We start from the raw sequence: 17,475 nt of genomic DNA, 5'->3' as shown, positions 1-17,475 counted from the left end.
CAATCGGACCTCCTCGCCGCCAGAATCACCTCCTCGCGCTATCAACGCATGCACGGTCAGGGATCCTTCACCGGACAGGCAGTCTCTGGCCGCTGACTAGGGGGCAGTTAGATCAAGTCCTCAAAGCTTTCCTCACCCGGGCGCCAAACCATCCATGAAAGATCACTGAAGCCTCTGAGTTCTGCGATCTCGATGTGGACCTCCTCTTGAGCAGGGTGAATCAGGACCGTGCCGGTATCAAGCTCAATGCGGATACCTGTACCTGTTGCCTCGCTGGTGGAGATCACCGTTCCCGGAGTGAGCCGACGCAACGCATCCGCGTAGCCTAGCTCCGGTTCACGCCATGAACGACCGGCTGACTCGGCAACTGGCCATACATAACTGTTCAGGACGATCGGGCCGCAGGCATCAGGGTCTCCGTCGAAACGGAGCTGCACGTAGTCGTTCAGGACGAACTCGATGGAGTACATTCTGTTCCCCACCAGCCTCGACAACAGCGTGTTGGGGACGTAAGAGTCTGCCACCAAATATCGCTCCTCTTTACGATCGTCCGTCGGCGAATGTCTCATAGTGCTGCGCCCTTATTCTAGGGTCCTGCTCATCACAGATGGCGAACTGGACTTCTTCACCCCAGCGCCCGGAAGGATCCCTCCTCCGACGCAGGCGTACTTGTCCACCGAGGTGCTCTCACGGATGCGTTCGTTGGGTAGTCTCAGCTGGTGACTGACTACCGCCAACATCCCAGCGTCGTGACACACTGGCGCGATGACTCACTCCAGCCCCTTCCAGAAGCTCAGGAAGGGGCTCGGGCTGGGGCTCCCAGCAATGCAGCATGGGAATCGTTATGACCGGCGTTGGCTTTGCTTCGTTCGGTTATGGCCTTGCGGTGAAAAAAATGCTAGACAAAACGTCAGTCGGCGAGGAACCGGTTACTAGGCTGCCCGTGGGACAGCTGCCAGCGGACCTCCTCCCGTTCGGATACGGAGTAGGTACTTGGTAACCAACAATCCCGAGCGTCAGCTCGTGCCAGGCGTAACCGCACACCAGCTTCAGAAGTGGCGGAACCGATGTACAACGGCGACCCTCATAGTGCTTGCAATAACCTTTGTCTGCAGCGTGTCCGGTGTCCCACAGTCGTGGTTTACGACTTTTCTGCTGTTTTGTTTCGGGGTCACTGGGCTGCCGGTTATCGTTCTTATCGGTAGCGTTCCCAAGCGCGAAAAGGTGGAACGGCAAGCTGGCTATACGACTCTCCGCCTCGGTGACAAAGATTTGCTACAACGAGATCCCTATATGGGCCACATCATCCGCTTGGCCGGCTCACCCTATATTGACCCGCAACGTTTTGCTGAGATTCTGAAAGCAACCAAGGCTAAGGCGGCCCACACAGAGGTTCGCCAGTAGACAGCAACTCCGCTTAACATGACAGCATCTTGTGCGGCCGCCCGTCACTTCTTTCCGTCGGTGGGCGTCTGAACGCAAGCGATATTGGCTTCCAAAGCAAACACCACTGCCGTCGATCATCACCCTCATCAGGGATCGCTTGAGAAAGCGGAGCCCGCGCAGGCTAAAGCCGTGTTTTTGCGTGGCGTTGGCGTCCTCGCGGCTCCGTTTTTCATCAGGTTTTGCTCGGCGCCGTCGTGTCCCGCAGCAGTCGACTTGTCATTCTCAATGTACGTAAGGGAATCCCCCACCGGGCACGAGCGTGAGGGGGTCCGCCGGCTTACGGACATAGTCGACGCGTTCGGCTCTGGGTTAGGAATCGATCAATTGGCACATTGCAGCTTGCTGCCCGTAATCGTTCACTCCGCCGGCCGGGCGGCCTTGGGTCGCCACGATGCAGTCGTCCATGTGGCGTCCGCCCTCGTGGATAATCCTTCGTATGAAAAGAGTGTTCAACTAACGCGACCCTGACGGTTGTCGGCTACACGTCATACGGTTTTGGACGTGCGATTATGAAAATGGAACTGGACGCCGGAATTTCGACGCTTCCGGCGGATCTACTTAATGCGGGATATGGAGCATCAACGTGGTAGACAGTTCGGCTAAGGGGCCTCTCCTAGAAGGCCCGACCGCTTACGCCTTGTTGCGCTGGCAATATCTTTTCGCAGCGTCAGGGATCGCTGTAGTCGGCGTCATATGGATCCTCAACGAGATTAGAGTCCCCGAGAACTGGGTAGTTCATGCTCTCTTAGGGCTTGCTCTCCTCAATTCCCCCCTATTTGGCGTTGCGCTTTTTCGGCGAGCCCGCCGTGAAATGGCCGAACGAAGGGCCGGGTACACGACACTTCTTTACGGCGAGAAGAAGCTCATGCAACTGGACCCCTACATGGGTCGCGTCATTCGCTTGGGCGGTGCGCCGTACCTCGACCGGCAGCGTTTCGCTGAAATCCTGGAGGCAACCAAGGCAGAGGCGGCCCTCCGAGCAGAGAGGCCAGAGCGCGTGGACCGGAATAAGGCCGCATAATCCGCCGGTTAGCTCAACCAACTGTCATCCCCTATTCGAGGGATCATGCCTACGGCGACACCGGTATGCGTCGATAAAACCCTAGGCCTAGACCACATCAACCTCGCCGGCGACCACACCTGGCCCCACGCCAACTAGGCCCCGATTTGCTTGTATGAAAAAGGGAGACCCTCGCATCGCTTCTATTCATGGCGATCGGTTGGATCACCATCTTCCTTGACCGGCAACGCTTCGCCGGGATCTTGGAAAAACCGAAGCCGAATCGGAAGCGGACAAGCAGTAGGACCCCCGGGGATGTTCCCCCTAAGCCCGTGGACTATCGGACGGCCCGCGTCCGAAATAGGGATCCCTGAGCGGACGATGTCCGCTCAGACGGCGGAGGACCGTCTGACGTCGTAGGGGTCCCAGTCGAGCTCCCAAAAGGCGTCGAATCCGTGATCCTGGATGTAGCGGCGTTCGGCCTCATGGATCGGGTAGAGACCACAGAGGTTGATTGGCAGAGTCTCGCCGATGTTGATGCCGGTGTAGTCCTCACGGTCAAGGACGGAGGGGGCGAAGACGACGAAGGCGGTCATGTCGGAGTCAGGAGCGATCCTCTCGCCGAAGTTGATCGTATCGCCGTAGTGGAACGGGTTTCCCCGTTGGCCTTCTCCGATGTCCGCGAGGGCAAGCGGCCAGCGAACATCGTCGGACCTCACGCTGATACAGAGCTCGGGTCTGCCGAAGCGCCAAAGGGGGTGGTTGGCGAGGCTGATGCCGTAGGTGAAGCCGGTCATCATCCCGCGCTCGGGAAGGCCGTCGTAGACGATTGCAATCACACCGGGCAGCCCGGGAGGACTCTTTTCGACCGGGAAGAACCGTGGCTCGATCCCGCCGCTCAGACCGTCGAGATGGGAGAGGAACTGCTCAAGGCGAGTGGGCACCCCGCCACTCTAGCAACGCTTCGGCTAATGGGACGCTGGGGAAGGATGGAAATCCGCGACGGTAAATCGGACCTCCTCCCCGTCAGAGTTACCCCTTGCAATAGCTGGTTGAGCCACGTGGCCCTCTTCACGAGCCAGGTACCTTTGCCGAGCTGCTATTTGAGCAATTGGGCTGTGTGGTAGTTCGTGTTGTAACCGGCAATTTTCCATTTACCGTCAGCAGGGTCTTTAGCGGCGGTGAAAGTCAGTTCCGCTGTCGAGTTCTGATCTGGTCCAGAAGTTACCGCCATGCTGTAGCTCGCCGTTGTGCCAAGCATGACACCCTGCAGGGGTCCGTTTTCGACAAACCCGAGCTTGACCGGGGTGATGGTCCGTCGGGTGACGCGGGGCTTGTCTCCATGGGCGTAAGAGAACCCGGGTTTGGTTGCCATCCAGCGTTCACGAGCGAGAATATCCTTGCTGGATTTCATGTCTGTGAGCATGACCATATTTCCCGGATGGATCTGATCCAAATGTGCCGCCCACCAGGCGTCAACATCGGTGCCGTCATTGAGGGTCGAGTCGATGGCCTCCTCGGCAATGAAGCGGACGATCACTTTCTGGGCCTCGGCGAGGTCGGCCTCCGAGAAGTGAGCCTTAGCTGCGTCATCGGTGATGGCCGGATTGTACTTCATCGCCGGGTCAGTGTCGGCAATGCTCGTCTGGATGTAATCACCGTGGCCGTCGTTTGCTACGCCCTTGGCGACAAGGCCGTTGGGCAAGGTGTAAGGAAAAGTAACCGCCGACGGGGTCGCTGACGGGGCAGCAGCTGCGGACGCACTACCGGAGGGACTTGAGGTGCCAGTCGGGGACGCCGCTTCGGAAGCCGAGCAAGCTGACGTGAAGAAGACGGCGCCTACAACCCCTGCTGCGAAAATGACTTTACGGAAGTTCACGCGGCCGGTTTTCAATTTCGGACCGGGCATTTGCCCGAAAGGCTTGACGGAATAGAAAGCAGGCATTTAGTCCCCCAGAGTTTGTGTGCTTGAAATGAGAATACATCCCCACAAGCCGACCGCTGTCAACGCTGCGACGGTCCCGGTGTACCTCGGTAAGTCGTTGAGCTGCTGCGAAGAGGTCAGTCGTCATTTCTGGACTGTAGCAAGGTTCCATTTATGGATTGTCAGGAAGCATCACGTCTGAAGGGCGTACTCCCTCCACGCCAGGCTGCCGCCAGCAGCCGGGCGCATTGCACTGTTTGACGAGACGATCTTCGGGAACTTCTAGGTACCGAACGTGCTTTTCTATGGAGCGCAATGAACCCTCCATCTCCTTATTGTCGATTGTCTTCACGTAGTTAGCGATGAAGCGAAGGTTTTGCGCTTGCTCCTGGACGTGCCAGCGAATCCTCTCATCCAACTCCTTCAGGGACTGCTTATCGCCAAAGCGCATCGCGCCCAGAGCCGTTCTACCGACTGCTAGGCGCTCGAGCGCCCATGCCACTACGTAGTAGGCCTGTATCAGGTCCGGGTTGCTGATTGAAGAATGCTGCTCATGTGTTCCATAAAGCCAGCTACCGATACGATCGCGCGCGGAGGCTACTTCACCTGTAGTCAACTCCGCAAGCAACACAGCAGAGTGCTGCCTCCGATTCGTTTTCAGCGCAGTATGAGCAGTCATCCAGCTGACGAATGCAGCCACAGCACTGCCAACAGCGGCAAGCATCGCCCAAATTGCCACTGAATCCACTAATTACCTCACGTCTTGCACTGGTTGTTGCCTGTTACTGTGCTTCCTGTATGCAGCCTGTTATCTAGCGCGTTGCCTTAGAACCGACGCACCTATCCAAGAGCGGTCAGCGCTAATCCAATCCGGGACCTTGTCTCCATCTGCCAACGGGGCAATGAGCGCGAGGATGTCATCGTCAGAAAGCTCAACCTGTTTGTTGCAGACATTGCGGTGCGCCCACCGCAGATTCTCTGGCCCGTCAAGCCAGTCTGGCGTAAATCGAAACGTTAGGACGCCCTTGATAAAAGGCACCCTGTGGGCGGTTTGAAGCGGATTTTCCTGCGTCGGAGCTGTGCCGCATACTTCACAAATTCCTAGATGCGCAGAGAGACCCCTCGCGGAGTATCGAACGGGTGGGCGGCGAAGGTATGTCTGGTGCTCAGCTAGGTCAAGAAAAACCCGGTCATCAAATCCATGCCATGTTCGACTCATCGTGTGAAGCCCCTTCCCCAATGTGCAATTTCAGCAAAAGCCTACCGGCTGCGAGTAAGTCCCGACTTCTTGCCCAGCGCTGTTGGGCATGCAGCGACGATGGGCAGAACAAACCTCGAACGATGGCGTGGCCCCCGGTTGTGAGCTCCCGATATCAGTATTCCTGTACGTGATCGGTCTGTTCCGGCGTGGATCACGGGCGCCCGTAAGCCGGTCGATCACCGTGCCGCCAAAGCCTGTCGCCACGTCCCACGCGATTGCTGGCTTGGCCCATGTACGTAAGACCCGCACGATGAAATGCACGGTGACGGGGGGATTACTGCAACCATGTTCCTTATGACTGGAATGAAGATCGGTTATGCGCGGGTCTCGACGAACGACCAAGACCTCACCGCCCAACGCAATGCCCTCGTTGCTTTGGGTGTGGAGGAGACCCAAATCTTCGTCGATCACGGACTGACGGGAGCGAATCGTGTGCGCCCAGGTCTCCGTGAAGCGATGGCGGCCTGCCGGGCCGGCGATACGCTCGTGGTGACCAAGCTCGACCGGCTGGCGCGCTCCCTATCTGATGCAAGGGACATTGCCGATGAGCTGACGGCCAAGGGGGTTGTTCTGAGTCTCGGTGGAAGCATCCACGATCCAGCTGACCCGGTAGGCCGTCTGCTGTTCAACGTGCTGGGGATGGTGGCCGAGTTTGAGGCGGATCTGATCCGGATGCGCACCCGCGAGGGTATGGTTGTCGCAAAAGCCAAAGGGCGACTAAAAGGCAAGCAGCCAAAATTGTCCAAGACGCAGCGGAAGCACCTTCTGACACTGCATGACGCCGGCGAGCATACGCAGGCCGAACTGGCCGAGCTGTTCCGGGTGTCACGGACGACGGTGTACCGCGAACTCCAAAGGCGCACCATCTGAAGACCGACGCGGCGCCTACTGCTGGGAACGCGCCAAATAGCGCCGCAAAAAGACCGCCATTTATCGCTGAAAGTCACAGAATGACGAAGATTTTGATGACTCGATTTCGGTGGTGCATGTCGGCCGGTGGAGGACCGGCTTACGGGCATCCGCCATCGGTCGCCAGAAAAGTCCGGAATCACACGCCGTTGCGGCCGCGACAGCCTCGGAACGCGGTATGTCAGCCCGCGCGCCACCGGCCCGGAGTACGCGGTTGAACTCGAGGAGGGGGCCCCGATCTTGCCGATCTTGGAGCGGCCGGGGAAGTCTTCCAATAGTGGACTTCGTCTTCTTCATCGCTGCCACTGACGTCCGCGATGGGCAGCTCACCGCTGAGCGGCCGCGTGCGGCCTTGTCGGGTGCACTTCATGAGCCTCTTGGCGCGGAGCAGGTCGTATCCGCACTCCAAGATAAGCGGAACGTGCGTTCGAGCTGGGGTATTGAGACAGCGTATATGGGTACCACCGAATCTTGTCGGACCACTTAACTAACTAACCTACGCTGTGACTTCGTCGGCAATGGTGGCGGCGCTTTCACATTGCCGCCTACGTGTGGTAGCCCGAAAGAGGACGGTCCGGGCAACGCGGGATTGCTCAAATCTGGAAGGTCAATCGGGCGTTGGCAGAAAGACGGTGTCAATTGAGAGGTGAGGTCGATGCCTCCGCCCGACGAGTAAACCATTTCGATGATCGAACTGCCCTTGCCCGTCTCCCCACGTCAGCACCCGCTCGAGGTGTCATCGTTATTGGCTCATTTGCACTAGGTTGTCCCGTGCGCACTACAGTTACCTGACTACGATTCCGAGCGACAGGACATAGGAGAAGAGAGCGACGTAGCCGGCCGTGTAGACAACGGTGTACGGCCACCTCGACGTCAGCTTGAGTGCACTTTCCTCGTTTACATGGCTTCCCTCCCGGCGAGGCGCAGCCAGTCGCGGGTCCCTCCTTTTCGACAAATAGAGAGGGACCGCGGCAAGAAGCAGGCCACTTGCCGCAAAAGCCAGCGCAGGCAATCCTGCCATGTTGGTTGAGAGCGCCAAAGCAATAGCGACCACGCCCTGGACTGCAACGCAGTACAAGTTAAGAAGTCCCAAGCGCTCGTCGAGAACAGAACCGCGGCGGACCACGGGGAATCGGTAGCGGCCCCAGTATGCGGCGGATAGTCCCGCCGATATTCCAAAGACCACAATCACGACGTTCATTGGCAATCCTCGATCTTGAGTCATTCACCCTGAGACTATCCTCCTAGTGAACCCAAACTCTGCGGTTGGGGAATGGCAAGCTGGCTTGGGGTTCTTGGTCTCAGGGCTCGGATGCCGGTAGTTGGCCGGCGCACTCTCGTAGGCTGGTAACTATCGGCAACATATCGGAAGGAATCCGTATGAATAAGAATCCGTCCATTCCTGGACTGGTAGCTGGAATCTTTCTGCTCATCTGGGCCGCGATCCTCCTCTCATGGATGCCCGTCGACTCGCTGCGGCTCATTACTGGGATCATGTTTGTTCCTGTTGGGGTGTTGCTGATCGCCAGGTACGTCATGGCCCGGCGGAAATCCGGACGAGCGACAATGGCTGCGCCTCCCGGCGCGTAGGAGTCATCGTTATCAGGAAAGCCCTCGCTGATGAGACTGCGGGGGCCTTCAGCGTTCGCCCGAGTTTCTCGCGTCGATCGGCCCCGCGGGCTTTAGGTTCTGGACCGAGCTGTACGACGCACCAACGAATGCGCGCTTTCAACTTTTCGCATACGCCGCATCCAACTGGTAGCGCGCGTCGTCCGACACATCGGGTCGGACCAGGAGACGGGTTCGACCGCCCGTAAACCGGGCGGCCCATCGACCCCTCACAGTGCCCGTTGGCCGATCCTTCACCGGGACGAGGTCCGCTCAGACGACGGAGGGCCGACTGACGTCGTAGGGGTCCCAGTCGAGGTCCCAGAAGGCCCCGATTCCGTGATCCTGGATGTAGCGGCGCTCGGCCTCATGGATCGGGTAGAGACCACTGAGGTTGATTGGCAGAGTCTCGCCGATGTTGATGCCGGTGTAGTCCTCACGGTCAAGGACGGCGGGGGCGAAGATGACGAATGCGGTCATGTCGGAGTCAGAGGCGATCCTCTCGCCGATGTTGATTGTGTCGCCGATTTGGAACGGGTTTCCCCGTTGGCCCTCTCCGATGCGCCCGAGGGCAAGCGGCCAGCGGACATCGTCGGACCTCACGCTGATACAGAGCTCAGGCTTGCCGAAGCGCCAGAGGGGGTTGTTGGCTAGGCTGATGCCGTAGGTGAAGCCGGTGATCATCCCGCACTCGGGAAGGTCGTCGTAGACGATGGCAATCACACCGGGGAGCCCGGGAGCCATGGGGGAGTCAGAGTCAGACGTCGGGGCAACTCCGGTGATCGGGCGGGTCGCCGTCGGCGTCTGCGCCGCGGCCAACCTGACCTTCCTGGGTGTGATCATCACAGATGTGCTATCCAGCAGCGCCTCCGCGGTTCTATCCTCGATGGCTCCACCGTCAGGGCGCCTCGGGCTGCTAGCTTTCGGGCTCGGGGCTTCAGTCATACTCGGTCTCATCTTCGCGGTGAACTCCCTGACCGCTCCCGCCCCCGACTACGGGAAGATTCTGAATCTCTTCAGGCGCAGCGACCTCAAGGGATTAAGTGAAGCCGCACCAGCCAAGCGCTCTTGGGTTGTTCGTTCCTGATTTATTGGCTTGGCTTCATGGGCGTCTCCTGGTTCGCGTGGAGACGCCACGAGCCGGCGTCTGCCATGGCCGAGGTGAGCGGTGTCCTCATACTCGTCGGCGCTGCCGCCTTGGCTCTCTGGATGATCCTGGTGGCTCTCGGCAAGAGGTCATCGCACTCCATATAGCAAGTGGCGCCCAGGAACACGAGGCAGGAATTCTCGAATGGTTGCGCCCGACGCGGCCGATATAGATTTTCATCCGTCAAGAAAAGGCGCAGGTCGCGTGCGGGGTGTGGGGTGACCGCGACGATCGTTGACGGTTCGAAAGGCAGATCAGAAGCACGCCCCGGCTCACCTGGTTGGCGTACACCGCTATTGGTGCCTGTGAATCCAGGCCTGCATGTTGAGCAACGCCTACCAAGGCGCTGGCGCCCAGTATTGTAGGCATCCAACAAAATTCTCTCGTTGTCTAAAAACTATCGTCTGCTACGAGGCATTTCTGCCGCCGGCAAGCGCGAAGGACAATAAATGACGACTCAGGCAACAGTTGCAACAAGCGATGAAGCAAGCGACAAAATCTTGGTGGACGCCCGCCAGCAGGTCCTTGAAAAAGGAATCGGCCTGACCCAAGAACAGCTTGAGGACGTCCTCCGCCTGCCTGACACTGCCCTTCCCGCAGCCCTGCAACTGGCCCACGAGGTGCGTCTAAAGCACTGCGGCGAGGATGTCGAAGTCGAAGGCATCATCTCCATCAAGACCGGCGGCTGCCCCGAGGACTGTCATTTCTGCAGCCAGTCCGGCTTGTTCGACAGCCCTGTCCGCGGCGTCTGGCTGGATATCCCCGAACTGGTCAAGGCCGCCAAGGAAACCGCAGCCACCGGAGCCACCGAGTTTTGCATTGTTGCCGCCGTCCGTGGTCCCGATATCAAGCTCATGAACCAGATCAAGTTCGCAATCGACCGGATCAACGAGGAAGTGGACATCAATATCGCTTGCTCGCTGGGCATGCTCACGCAGCGGCAGGTGGACCAGCTGGCCAGCTGGGGCGTCCACCGCTACAACCACAACCTCGAAACTGCTCGCAGCTACTTCCCAAAAGTGGTCACCACCCACAGCTACGAGGAACGCCTCGAAACCTGCAACATGGTCAAGGAGGCCGGCATGGAGCTGTGCTGCGGAGCCCTCATCGGCATGGGCGAGAGCTTGGAGCAGCGCGCCGAACTCGCCGCCCAGCTCGCGGCATTAGAACCGCACGAGGTTCCCTTGAACTTCCTCAACCCGCGCCCCGGAACCCCGCTCGAAAACCAGGGCATCATGGACGGCAAGGATGCACTCCGTGCCATCGCCGCGTTCCGTCTCGCCATGCCCCGAACCGTCCTGCGCTATGCCGGCGGACGCGAACTGACCCTCGGCGACCTTGGCACTCGCGAGGGACTCCTCGGGGGGATCAACGCCGTTATCGTCGGCAACTACCTCACCAAGCTTGGCCGGCCCGCCACCGCCGACCTCAACCTGCTGGTGGATTTAAACATGCCGATTACGGAACTCCAGAAGACGCTATGAACAGGGTTTCGACAGCCACCGCCGGGTTTTGCGGGCACTGCGGCGAGCCGTTCGACGGCGGCTCCGGCCCGACGTCGGACGTTCACGGCCGCTGCGGCGAACGCCTGGCAATGGAGCCGCCGCGCTACTGCACCGCCTGCCGGCGCCGCCTGAAAGTCCAGGTGACACCGACAGGATGGGCGGCGGAATGCTCACGTCACGGAGTGCTTGCACCATGACGGGCGCGCTCAGCTACCGCGGCGCGAGCACCACCGGCTGGAAACGTCCGGAACCGTTCCCCGTGTAGAGGAGCAACGTACCGTCCCCGGCTACGCCCACCACCGACGGCGCTCCGGTGCCAGTGAACGCGTTTCCGAGGGCCGTGAAGGAGGTGAACATGTTCCACCCTGAGCCCAAGGAAACCTTGGACAGGAAACCGCCGTTGCCATCACCCGGGTACAACCAGAGCGAGCCGTCCGTTCCGCGGGCCATGACGTCTTCCTTGCCGTCGCCGTTGAAGTCGCCGCCCTGGACCACCGAGTTGAACATGTTCCAGCCCGTGCCGATCTGACGCCAGGGTTGGAATCCTCCCGTGCCGTTGCCGGGGTAGAGCCACAGGCTCCCGTCCGGGGCACGGCCCACGATGTCGGCCTTGCCATCACCGGAAAAGTCGCCCGGAGCCAACAAGGCCGTGAAATTCTGCCAACCAGTGCCGATCTGCTTTCGGGCAAGGAAGTTACCCTTACCGTCGCTCGGGTACAGCCACAGGTTTCCCTGCGCGTCCCTCGCTGCGAGGTCAGGATGCCCGTCGCCGTCGAAGTCACCCGCGCTCAGCACCGCCGTGAACATGTCCCAACCCGATCCGATCTTGAGCGGCGGCAGGAAGCTCCCGGACCCGTTGCCCCGATAGAGCCACAGGGCGCCGTCGGTGCCACGGGCCAAGACGTCCGCGACGCCGTCGCCGTTGAAGTCGCCTGCTTCCCAGACCTGCGCGAACTGGTTCCACCCGCTGCCGATGGGCAGCCGGTCGGCGAAACCGCTTCCGTTGCCTGGGTACAGTCGCATGGTTCCGGTCGAGGATGCTGTCAGCACGTCGGTGACCTGGTCGCCGGTGAAGTCCTGGCCGCTCACGAGGTCGCCCACTCCGGCCCAACCACTGCCGACGCCGGCACGCGGCAAGAAGCCACCCTTACCGTCGCCGGGGTAGACATAGAGGGTGCCGTCGGTTGCCGTGGCGAGCAAGCCCGCCGTGCCGCCACCGAACGAACCGGCCGCAGCGAGGCTCTTGAAGACATCCCAGCCCTGACCGATCTGCGAGGCAGCCAGGAACCCACCGGTTCCATCGCCCGGATACAGCCAAAGAGTTCCGTCGACGGCGGACGCGACCACATCGCTGTGACCATCGCCGTTGAAATCGCCCACCCCAACGATATTGGTGAAGCCTTGCCACCCGGATCCCACTTGGCGGGCTGCCAGGAAGCCGCCCTTGCCATCACCCGGGTACAGCCAGAGAGCGCCGTTGCTGGCGCGGGCAAGGATGTCCGGGAATCCGTCGCCGTCGAAGTCGGACGTGCCGAACACGGTGTTGAAGATGCCCCATCCGGAGCCGATTTGGACGGGATCGGCGAGCCGGTTGCCGGGGAGCCCCGCAAAGAGCAGCAGCGACCCGTCGGTTTCACGGGAGATGACGTCAGGGAGCTTGTCTCCGTTGAAGTCGCCTGCGGAGAACCGCATCCTGGCCTTCAGTTTCGGGTCGGCGTTGATGGTGACGCTGGCGGAGGTGGCGCTGACCGAGTTGATGGTCACCTGCGTGCCCGTATAAGTGGTGAACGTGCTCCCGGCCTGCCACGTCTGGTTCTTGGCGTACCACTGTTCAGGGAAGGGCTTGGTGGATGGCATCAGGATCAACGACGACGCGATCGTGGCACCACCGCGCTGGGCAACCTTCACACCCATGTTCCCGGAAGGGCCATACCGGAGGTAGTCGTCATACCCGGCGGGCTCCCGGAGCTCCAGGTAGTAGGCCTCCTTGCTGACGGGGTCCGTGAACTTAACGGCCCGCTGCGCAGCTGTACCGCCCCACGGCGTCAGGGTGTAGGTCTGCGAGCCTGTGGCCACACCGACGTCGCGAATTTCATCACCCCGGCCCAGCCCGGCGTAATCCCAAAAAGTGGAGCTGACCACGGGCTGCGCGTACTGTGCTGCGCCCATAAGGTCGGTGGTGTCTCCGTATTCACGGATGTAGCACGAAGGATCAGTGAACTGTCCGTTGCTGTCCGTGCCGACGTCCGGCGCTCCGCTTCCACACTGGAGGGCGTCAGCGTGCATGAGGCCAATGACGTGGCCGAATTCGTGGGACATCACGTTGTTGCTGAAGTTGCTGATCTGCGGCAGCAAAACCCGCCCGCTGTAGCTGCCGCTGCTGTAGCCGGCGCCGAGCGCACCACCCGAAAGCGTTGAGGTGGGGATGATGATGGCCATGGCCGAATACGGGCTGGAGGACCAGGAAAGTTCACTGGAAATCGTGGAGATGATGGTCCCGTAGCTGTCCGTGGACCTGGCCTTGGATTGGAATTCCGGGACTTCACTGGTGACGGTCATGGACAGCCGGTTGTTCGTCATGGCCTGCCAGTAGCGGCTGGTGGAAGCAACCACCTTTTCGGCATCGGGCATGGAGACCGGGTTGGTGTTGTCCGCAAGCTTCGCAGTCACCAGGCGGATGCTGATGACGCCGTTGGGGCCGGCTGCTGCGCCGCCTTGCCCCAAGGGGGCAGCGCTTGGTCCCGAGGGGGCAGCGCTGCTGAGCGGAGCAGACTTCATGGGGGAGGTCTGCTGCTGCAGCGGTTGGGCCTGCCCGAGCGGGGTTTCGAAGACATGCTCGGAGTGGGGGGTGCCCGGGAAGAATTTAACATTGGGATTGGTCGGGCCCGGCAAAGGAACGGCAGTTGCCGGGGCCTGGACAAAGAGAAGGCCTGCGGCAAAGACCGCCAGGCCTGCGGAGAGCGCGGTTGATCGCCGCAAAAGATCCATCGGATCTCCTCTGGGACGGAGTCAGCGGTTCCTGTGAGTCTCAAGAACCGAGATCAGGGTACAACCGCTGCTGCCGGTCCCCGGGTAAGCGCGCGGGCCAGCCTGCCGACGTCGTAATCCCGGCATCGCGGAAAGCTAACTAGACCCTAACCCAGCGGAAATACGGCGGCAACAATGCCGCGCCACACTGGAATTGCCCGCAAGTACGGGCGCCGGCTCCAGCCAGGAGGACCTCATGCTGAAGGAAGTCACTACCCAAAAAACACGCATACGCGCTATCAGCCAACTGCACCGCGGCGACGAAATCGAGGCCCGCCTATCGGTGGGTCCGGCCTACGATGACGTGGTGGTCCGCCGCGGACGGGTCCAGGAGACGGCCCCGGGAATCGGCGTCATCTGGATTATGGACCATGCATCCGGGATGCGGAAGGCCATCAATACCGATGAATGCAGCGTCTGGCGGGTCAACCACAACGCCGCCTAACACCCGCCCCAGCTCAGCCTCCGGCCACGGACTGCATGATCAGGATCTCTTGGCCAGGAGCCACCTCAGTACCAAGGCCCTTCAACCGCCGGACTTCATCTCCGTTCACGTATATATTCACGTAACGGCGTAGCGCGCCGGTCTCATCACGCAAGCGCCTGGCCAGCACCGGGTAATCCCCGGTCACCGAATCCAGCAACGCCCCGACAGTTACCACGCCATCGGCGGACGCAGTCAGGTAGGACTGTCCGCCGACGAGCGGTTGCAGCACCCCGGGCAACAGGACCGTGAAGTCAGCCACGACCCCGCTACCCCGCTACCGGAGCGGCGGCCCGGGTTTCTGCACCATCCACGGCGGAACCGCTGCGGTCTCCGACCACGACGGCGGCGCGGACGCACAGCACGTCCGGCAAGTGTGCTGCGACTTCAGTAAAGGTCTCGCCCTCGTCCGCGCTTGCATAGACAGCCCCACCGCGGGTGCCGAAGTAGACGCCGACAGGCTCGGCGGTATCCACGGCTGCGGCATCCCTGAGAACCGCGTTGTACTCGCGCTCGGGAAGGCCTGTTCGGAGCTCTTTCCACGTGCTGCCGGCGTCGTCCGTCCGGTGGACGGCCAGGACTCCGCCCGGCGGTATGCGTTCGCCGTCGGCCTTCAGCGGAATGACCCACGCGGTGCCCTCCCTGCGCGGGTGGGTCAGCATGACGAAACCGAAATCGGCAGGCAGCCCCTCCGCGATGGAATCCCAGTTCTCGCCGTTGTCATCGGTCCGGTACACGCCGTGATGGTTCTGCGCGTACAAGCGACCCTCGACGGCGGCATCTGCGGCGATCTTGTGGACGCACTGGCCGAACTCGGGTTGCGGATCAGGCATGAAGTAGGCCGAGATGCCTTTGTTGCGCGGCTCCCAGGAGGCGCCGCCGTCGAGCGACCGGTACACGCCACCGGTACTCATGGCAATGTGGACGTTCTCGCCGGAAGGGCTCACCACGATCGAGTGCGCAGCGGCACCACCATAGCCGGCACCCCACTCGCTGCGGTGGGGGTGGTCCCACAGTCCCCGGTTCAACTCGAAGTGCTCGCCGCCGTCGGTCGACTTCCACACGGAGATTGGCTCACAGCCTGCCCAGACCACGCCCGGCCGGGACTCCGCATCGGGGTAGATCTGCCATATGCGTTCCAGTGCGGCGTCGGTGCCCTCTGGAAAGGTGATGGCGCCGTGCTCCGGTTCAGTCCAGGAGGCGCCGAGGTCATCCGAATGGGCGACGGTTGGCCCCCAGTGCTCGGACCGAACGCCCACCATGATCCGGGTTTTGCCGTCCCGCGTGTCGATTCCGATGCTGGGAATCTCGCTCATCAGGAAGTGCGGGCCGGAGAGGGACCAGTCTTTGCGGTCCGGGCTTGTTGCAAGCCACAGGCCTTTCTTGGTCCCGATCGCGAGGACATAACTCTCAGGGGTAGCCATGAACCCCATGGAACCATCTGCGCGGGGCTCTGGCAACGGTTACGGACATAGGGAAAGCCCCTCAGGAGGGGCTTTCGACGGATATGGACGGTGTTGCTTGGATTGGTCAGCGGTGATGCGCTCCTCCTCTCCGGGCTACATGGCCCATGCCGTTTCGGTAGCAAGACTTTAATACGATCAGGGGAAATTATTCAACCCCGGGCACCGCCGGAAACGCCACGGGAAACTAAAGCGAAAGTAGTAATTCGAGGTGGTGGCAATGCCGTCCGGGGGCCCGTAGAGTGGTTACTGCAGGACCGCGAAAGCGCCTGCTCAAAGGCTGCTCCGGAGTGCGTATCCCCCAATAACGCACTCCGGAGCTTTTTGGTTTAAGCGTTGGTATCGGGAAGTTCTGCCCGCCGAGTCCAGCCGTGCCGTTGCGAAAAGCAGGTCAGGACGCCACGCGCCGGGAAACCACCGACGCCGGAACAGCCGGGACGCGCTGGCGTTTCGCGAAAATCCTGGCTCTTTGGCTGGATAGAGCCAGGAGCACGAGGATGTCCGTGGCTAGGCCGGCCAGGCCCGCTTCCAGCGAGATATGCGTGGTACCTGTGGAGTAGTCAACAGCCTGCAGCAGGATCGATGCGGAGCTAAGGGTCATTGCGATGACCCGGGCACCGTTGCTGCCCAAAAAGACGCGCCATGCCAGGAACACCTCCCCTAGTCCGAAGAGCAGGACCACAGCGACGACGACGGCGAGAGCCGCCGTCGTCATTCCCGGGTCGGTGAGGTTATCAAAGGTGACATCGCTCCCTGTCAGTAGGGCCATGACCAGTCCGAAGGCCGCTATGGCCCTGCCGGCGACCAGCGCGGCTCCCATCATGGTGGGCGCGGGGCGCCTGTCGCGGCTGTCAGTGGCGATTGGTGCGTGCTCTGTGGAAACCGGCACGCGTCGGGCGTCGATGATGGGCAGGTCACCGTCCGTGGAGATCGAGTCGCCGCCTCCGTTGCGGGAGTGGTAGCCGGTGGAGAAGTCCTCAATGACCTGAACCAGTACGTCCGGGTTGGCTTGGGAGACGGTGCGGACGATGTGGTCCCGTTCCACGTCCGTGTTTTGCTCGATCTTGTGCGTGATCTGGAGCGTGAAGAGGGAGAGGCCGACGCTGCGGTCGTACGTTCCGGCGGCTAGCCAATCAACTTTATGGCCACCGGGCAGGAGCCACCCGTCCGGGCAGCGCCAGAAACGCACGTGGTGTCGCTTGCCCGGGGTGTTGTTGACTTCTTGCTGGTACGCGAAGTCCTGCTGACGGTCAAAGAGGTACAGGGGGCTGACCGGTGCCTCAGTGTAGCTCCGACGCAGGATGGTGGAACTGACGATGCGCCCGCTGCTGGCCAGCGTAACGTCGTCGGCTTTGGTCCAGCCTGCGGAGTCCATGATCGTGTGGATTTGCGGTTCGGTCCCCAGGAGCGCCACATTGACGGGGTCGCCCAACAATCCGTCGCTGGTGCGCGCACGGCCGATGAAGTAGCCAGGGACATAGATGCTGGTCAGGATCCGATGTAGCCGTGGCAGCAGCAAGTAGGCCAGGAATGCCCAGAACACGAAGGAAAACCACAACCGGCCCCAGCCCAGGTGGAAGCTCTCGCCAACCAAGAGGAACGCCAACCACACAGAAGCCGCGCCGCCAAGGACAAAGAATCCATGGTCCAGCCAGCTGTCAGTAACGTCCCGGCTCGGCGCTTTGTACATGAAACCCCCTT

17 protein-coding genes are annotated in these 17,475 nt (G+C 61.0%); 7 read left to right on the top strand and 10 right to left on the bottom strand.

The genetic code is table 11. The features are described 5' to 3' along the window. Positions 1-107 precede the first annotated feature (107 nt). The gene (locus QRN42_RS07800) at positions 108-524 is read right to left on the bottom strand and encodes a hypothetical protein (protein ID WP_284978678.1); all 417 of its coding nucleotides are present in this window, start codon (positions 522-524) and stop codon (positions 108-110) included. A 1,733-nt stretch (positions 525-2,257) separates the two neighbouring features. On the opposite strand from QRN42_RS07800, the gene QRN42_RS07795 reads away from it, so the two are divergent. Further along, a complete protein-coding gene (locus tag QRN42_RS07795; RefSeq protein WP_284978677.1) occupies positions 2,258-2,467 on the top strand; it encodes a hypothetical protein in 210 nt (69 codons plus the stop codon). A 368-nt stretch (positions 2,468-2,835) separates the two neighbouring features. Here the strand turns inward: QRN42_RS07795 and QRN42_RS07790 are convergent, their stop codons facing one another. The 3 genes from QRN42_RS07790 to QRN42_RS07780 form a co-directional block, all read right to left on the bottom strand. Continuing rightward, the gene (locus QRN42_RS07790; protein WP_284978676.1) at positions 2,836-3,390 is read right to left on the bottom strand and encodes a suppressor of fused domain protein; all 555 of its coding nucleotides are present in this window, start codon (positions 3,388-3,390) and stop codon (positions 2,836-2,838) included. Between the two features lie 155 nt (positions 3,391-3,545). Next, positions 3,546-4,355, bottom strand: a complete 810-nt coding sequence (locus tag QRN42_RS07785) for a hypothetical protein (RefSeq protein ID WP_284978675.1) — start codon at positions 4,353-4,355, stop codon at positions 3,546-3,548. Positions 4,356-4,542: 187 nt separating this feature from the next. Beyond that, positions 4,543-5,118 (bottom strand): hypothetical protein, encoded by a 576-nt coding sequence (locus tag QRN42_RS07780; RefSeq protein WP_284978673.1) that lies wholly within the window; start codon positions 5,116-5,118, stop codon positions 4,543-4,545. 807 nt (positions 5,119-5,925) lie between these two features. Between QRN42_RS07780 and QRN42_RS07775 the strand changes: the two genes are divergently transcribed. Next, positions 5,926-6,501 (top strand): recombinase family protein, encoded by a 576-nt coding sequence (locus QRN42_RS07775; protein ID WP_284978671.1) that lies wholly within the window; start codon positions 5,926-5,928, stop codon positions 6,499-6,501. A gap of 823 nt (positions 6,502-7,324) precedes the next feature. Here QRN42_RS07775 and QRN42_RS07770 read toward each other — a convergent pair. Further along, positions 7,325-7,741, bottom strand: coding sequence for a hypothetical protein (locus tag QRN42_RS07770; protein WP_284978670.1), 417 nt, complete (start codon positions 7,739-7,741; stop codon positions 7,325-7,327). A 179-nt stretch (positions 7,742-7,920) separates the two neighbouring features. Between QRN42_RS07770 and QRN42_RS07765 the strand changes: the two genes are divergently transcribed. Beyond that, positions 7,921-8,130, top strand: a complete 210-nt coding sequence (locus QRN42_RS07765) for a hypothetical protein (protein WP_284978669.1) — start codon at positions 7,921-7,923, stop codon at positions 8,128-8,130. Positions 8,131-8,421: 291 nt separating this feature from the next. Here the strand turns inward: QRN42_RS07765 and QRN42_RS07760 are convergent, their stop codons facing one another. Further along, positions 8,422-8,991: a suppressor of fused domain protein gene (locus tag QRN42_RS07760; RefSeq protein ID WP_284978668.1), complete on the bottom strand. Its 570-nt coding sequence runs from the start codon at positions 8,989-8,991 to the stop codon at positions 8,422-8,424. Positions 8,992-9,252: 261 nt separating this feature from the next. On the opposite strand from QRN42_RS07760, the gene QRN42_RS07755 reads away from it, so the two are divergent. The 3 genes from QRN42_RS07755 (at position 9,253) to bsaP (ending at position 10,997) form a co-directional block, all read left to right on the top strand. Beyond that, positions 9,253-9,402: a hypothetical protein gene (locus QRN42_RS07755; RefSeq protein ID WP_284978667.1), complete on the top strand. Its 150-nt coding sequence runs from the start codon at positions 9,253-9,255 to the stop codon at positions 9,400-9,402. 342 nt (positions 9,403-9,744) lie between these two features. Then, on the top strand, positions 9,745-10,779 hold the full coding sequence (gene bioB, locus QRN42_RS07750) for a biotin synthase BioB (RefSeq protein ID WP_284978666.1): 1,035 nt from the start codon (positions 9,745-9,747) through the stop codon (positions 10,777-10,779). Beyond that, positions 10,776-10,997, top strand: coding sequence for a biotin synthase auxiliary protein BsaP (bsaP, locus tag QRN42_RS18075; RefSeq protein WP_502869483.1), 222 nt, complete (start codon positions 10,776-10,778; stop codon positions 10,995-10,997). Before bioB ends, bsaP begins: the two co-directional genes overlap by 4 nt. A 13-nt stretch (positions 10,998-11,010) precedes the next feature. Here bsaP and QRN42_RS07745 read toward each other — a convergent pair whose 3' ends face one another. Next, positions 11,011-13,788, bottom strand: a complete 2,778-nt coding sequence (locus QRN42_RS07745; protein WP_284978665.1) for an FG-GAP repeat domain-containing protein — start codon at positions 13,786-13,788, stop codon at positions 11,011-11,013. Between the two features lie 235 nt (positions 13,789-14,023). Here QRN42_RS07745 and QRN42_RS07740 point away from each other — a divergent pair, with 235 nt between their 5' ends. Then, positions 14,024-14,272 (top strand): hypothetical protein, encoded by a 249-nt coding sequence (locus QRN42_RS07740; protein WP_284978664.1) that lies wholly within the window; start codon positions 14,024-14,026, stop codon positions 14,270-14,272. A gap of 13 nt (positions 14,273-14,285) precedes the next feature. Here QRN42_RS07740 and QRN42_RS07735 read toward each other — a convergent pair whose 3' ends face one another. From QRN42_RS07735 to QRN42_RS07725, 3 genes are all read right to left on the bottom strand, one after another. Beyond that, complete coding sequence (locus QRN42_RS07735) at positions 14,286-14,573, bottom strand: MoaD/ThiS family protein (protein WP_284978663.1); 288 nt, start codon at positions 14,571-14,573, stop codon at positions 14,286-14,288. 7 nt (positions 14,574-14,580) lie between these two features. Beyond that, a complete protein-coding gene (locus tag QRN42_RS07730) occupies positions 14,581-15,744 on the bottom strand; it encodes a WD40/YVTN/BNR-like repeat-containing protein (RefSeq protein WP_284978662.1) in 1,164 nt (387 codons plus the stop codon). A 421-nt stretch (positions 15,745-16,165) separates the two neighbouring features. Continuing rightward, on the bottom strand, positions 16,166-17,464 hold the full coding sequence (locus QRN42_RS07725) for an LssY C-terminal domain-containing protein (RefSeq protein WP_284978661.1): 1,299 nt from the start codon (positions 17,462-17,464) through the stop codon (positions 16,166-16,168). Between the last annotated feature and the right edge of the window lie 11 nt (positions 17,465-17,475).

Origin of the sequence: Arthrobacter sp. fls2-241-R2A-200, from assembly GCF_030209745.1 — a bacterium.
Classification (GTDB): Bacteria; Actinomycetota; Actinomycetes; order Actinomycetales; family Micrococcaceae; genus Arthrobacter.
This window is presented reverse-complemented; position numbering and strand designations above follow the sequence as displayed.

Bases quoted from the DNA above. Each gene is read 5' to 3' on its own strand.
- QRN42_RS07795 (WP_284978677.1), top strand. From the start codon at position 2,258: ATGGCCGAACGAAGGGCCGGGTACACGACACTTCTTTACGGCGAGAAG.
- QRN42_RS07785 (WP_284978675.1), bottom strand. From the start codon at position 4,355: ATGCCCGGTCCGAAATTGAAAACCGGCCGCGTGAACTTCCGTAAAGTC.
- QRN42_RS07775 (WP_284978671.1), top strand. From the start codon at position 5,926: ATGACTGGAATGAAGATCGGTTATGCGCGGGTCTCGACGAACGACCAA.
- QRN42_RS07770 (WP_284978670.1), bottom strand. From the start codon at position 7,741: ATGAACGTCGTGATTGTGGTCTTTGGAATATCGGCGGGACTATCCGCC.
- QRN42_RS07765 (WP_284978669.1), top strand. From the start codon at position 7,921: ATGAATAAGAATCCGTCCATTCCTGGACTGGTAGCTGGAATCTTTCTG.
- QRN42_RS07760 (WP_284978668.1), bottom strand. From the start codon at position 8,991: ATGATCACACCCAGGAAGGTCAGGTTGGCCGCGGCGCAGACGCCGACG.
- QRN42_RS07755 (WP_284978667.1), top strand. From the start codon at position 9,253: ATGGGCGTCTCCTGGTTCGCGTGGAGACGCCACGAGCCGGCGTCTGCC.
- bioB (WP_284978666.1), top strand. From the start codon at position 9,745: ATGACGACTCAGGCAACAGTTGCAACAAGCGATGAAGCAAGCGACAAA.
- bsaP (WP_502869483.1), top strand. From the start codon at position 10,776: ATGAACAGGGTTTCGACAGCCACCGCCGGGTTTTGCGGGCACTGCGGC.
- QRN42_RS07745 (WP_284978665.1), bottom strand. From the start codon at position 13,788: ATGGATCTTTTGCGGCGATCAACCGCGCTCTCCGCAGGCCTGGCGGTC.
- QRN42_RS07740 (WP_284978664.1), top strand. From the start codon at position 14,024: ATGCTGAAGGAAGTCACTACCCAAAAAACACGCATACGCGCTATCAGC.
- QRN42_RS07730 (WP_284978662.1), bottom strand. From the start codon at position 15,744: ATGGGGTTCATGGCTACCCCTGAGAGTTATGTCCTCGCGATCGGGACC.
- QRN42_RS07725 (WP_284978661.1), bottom strand. From the start codon at position 17,464: ATGTACAAAGCGCCGAGCCGGGACGTTACTGACAGCTGGCTGGACCAT.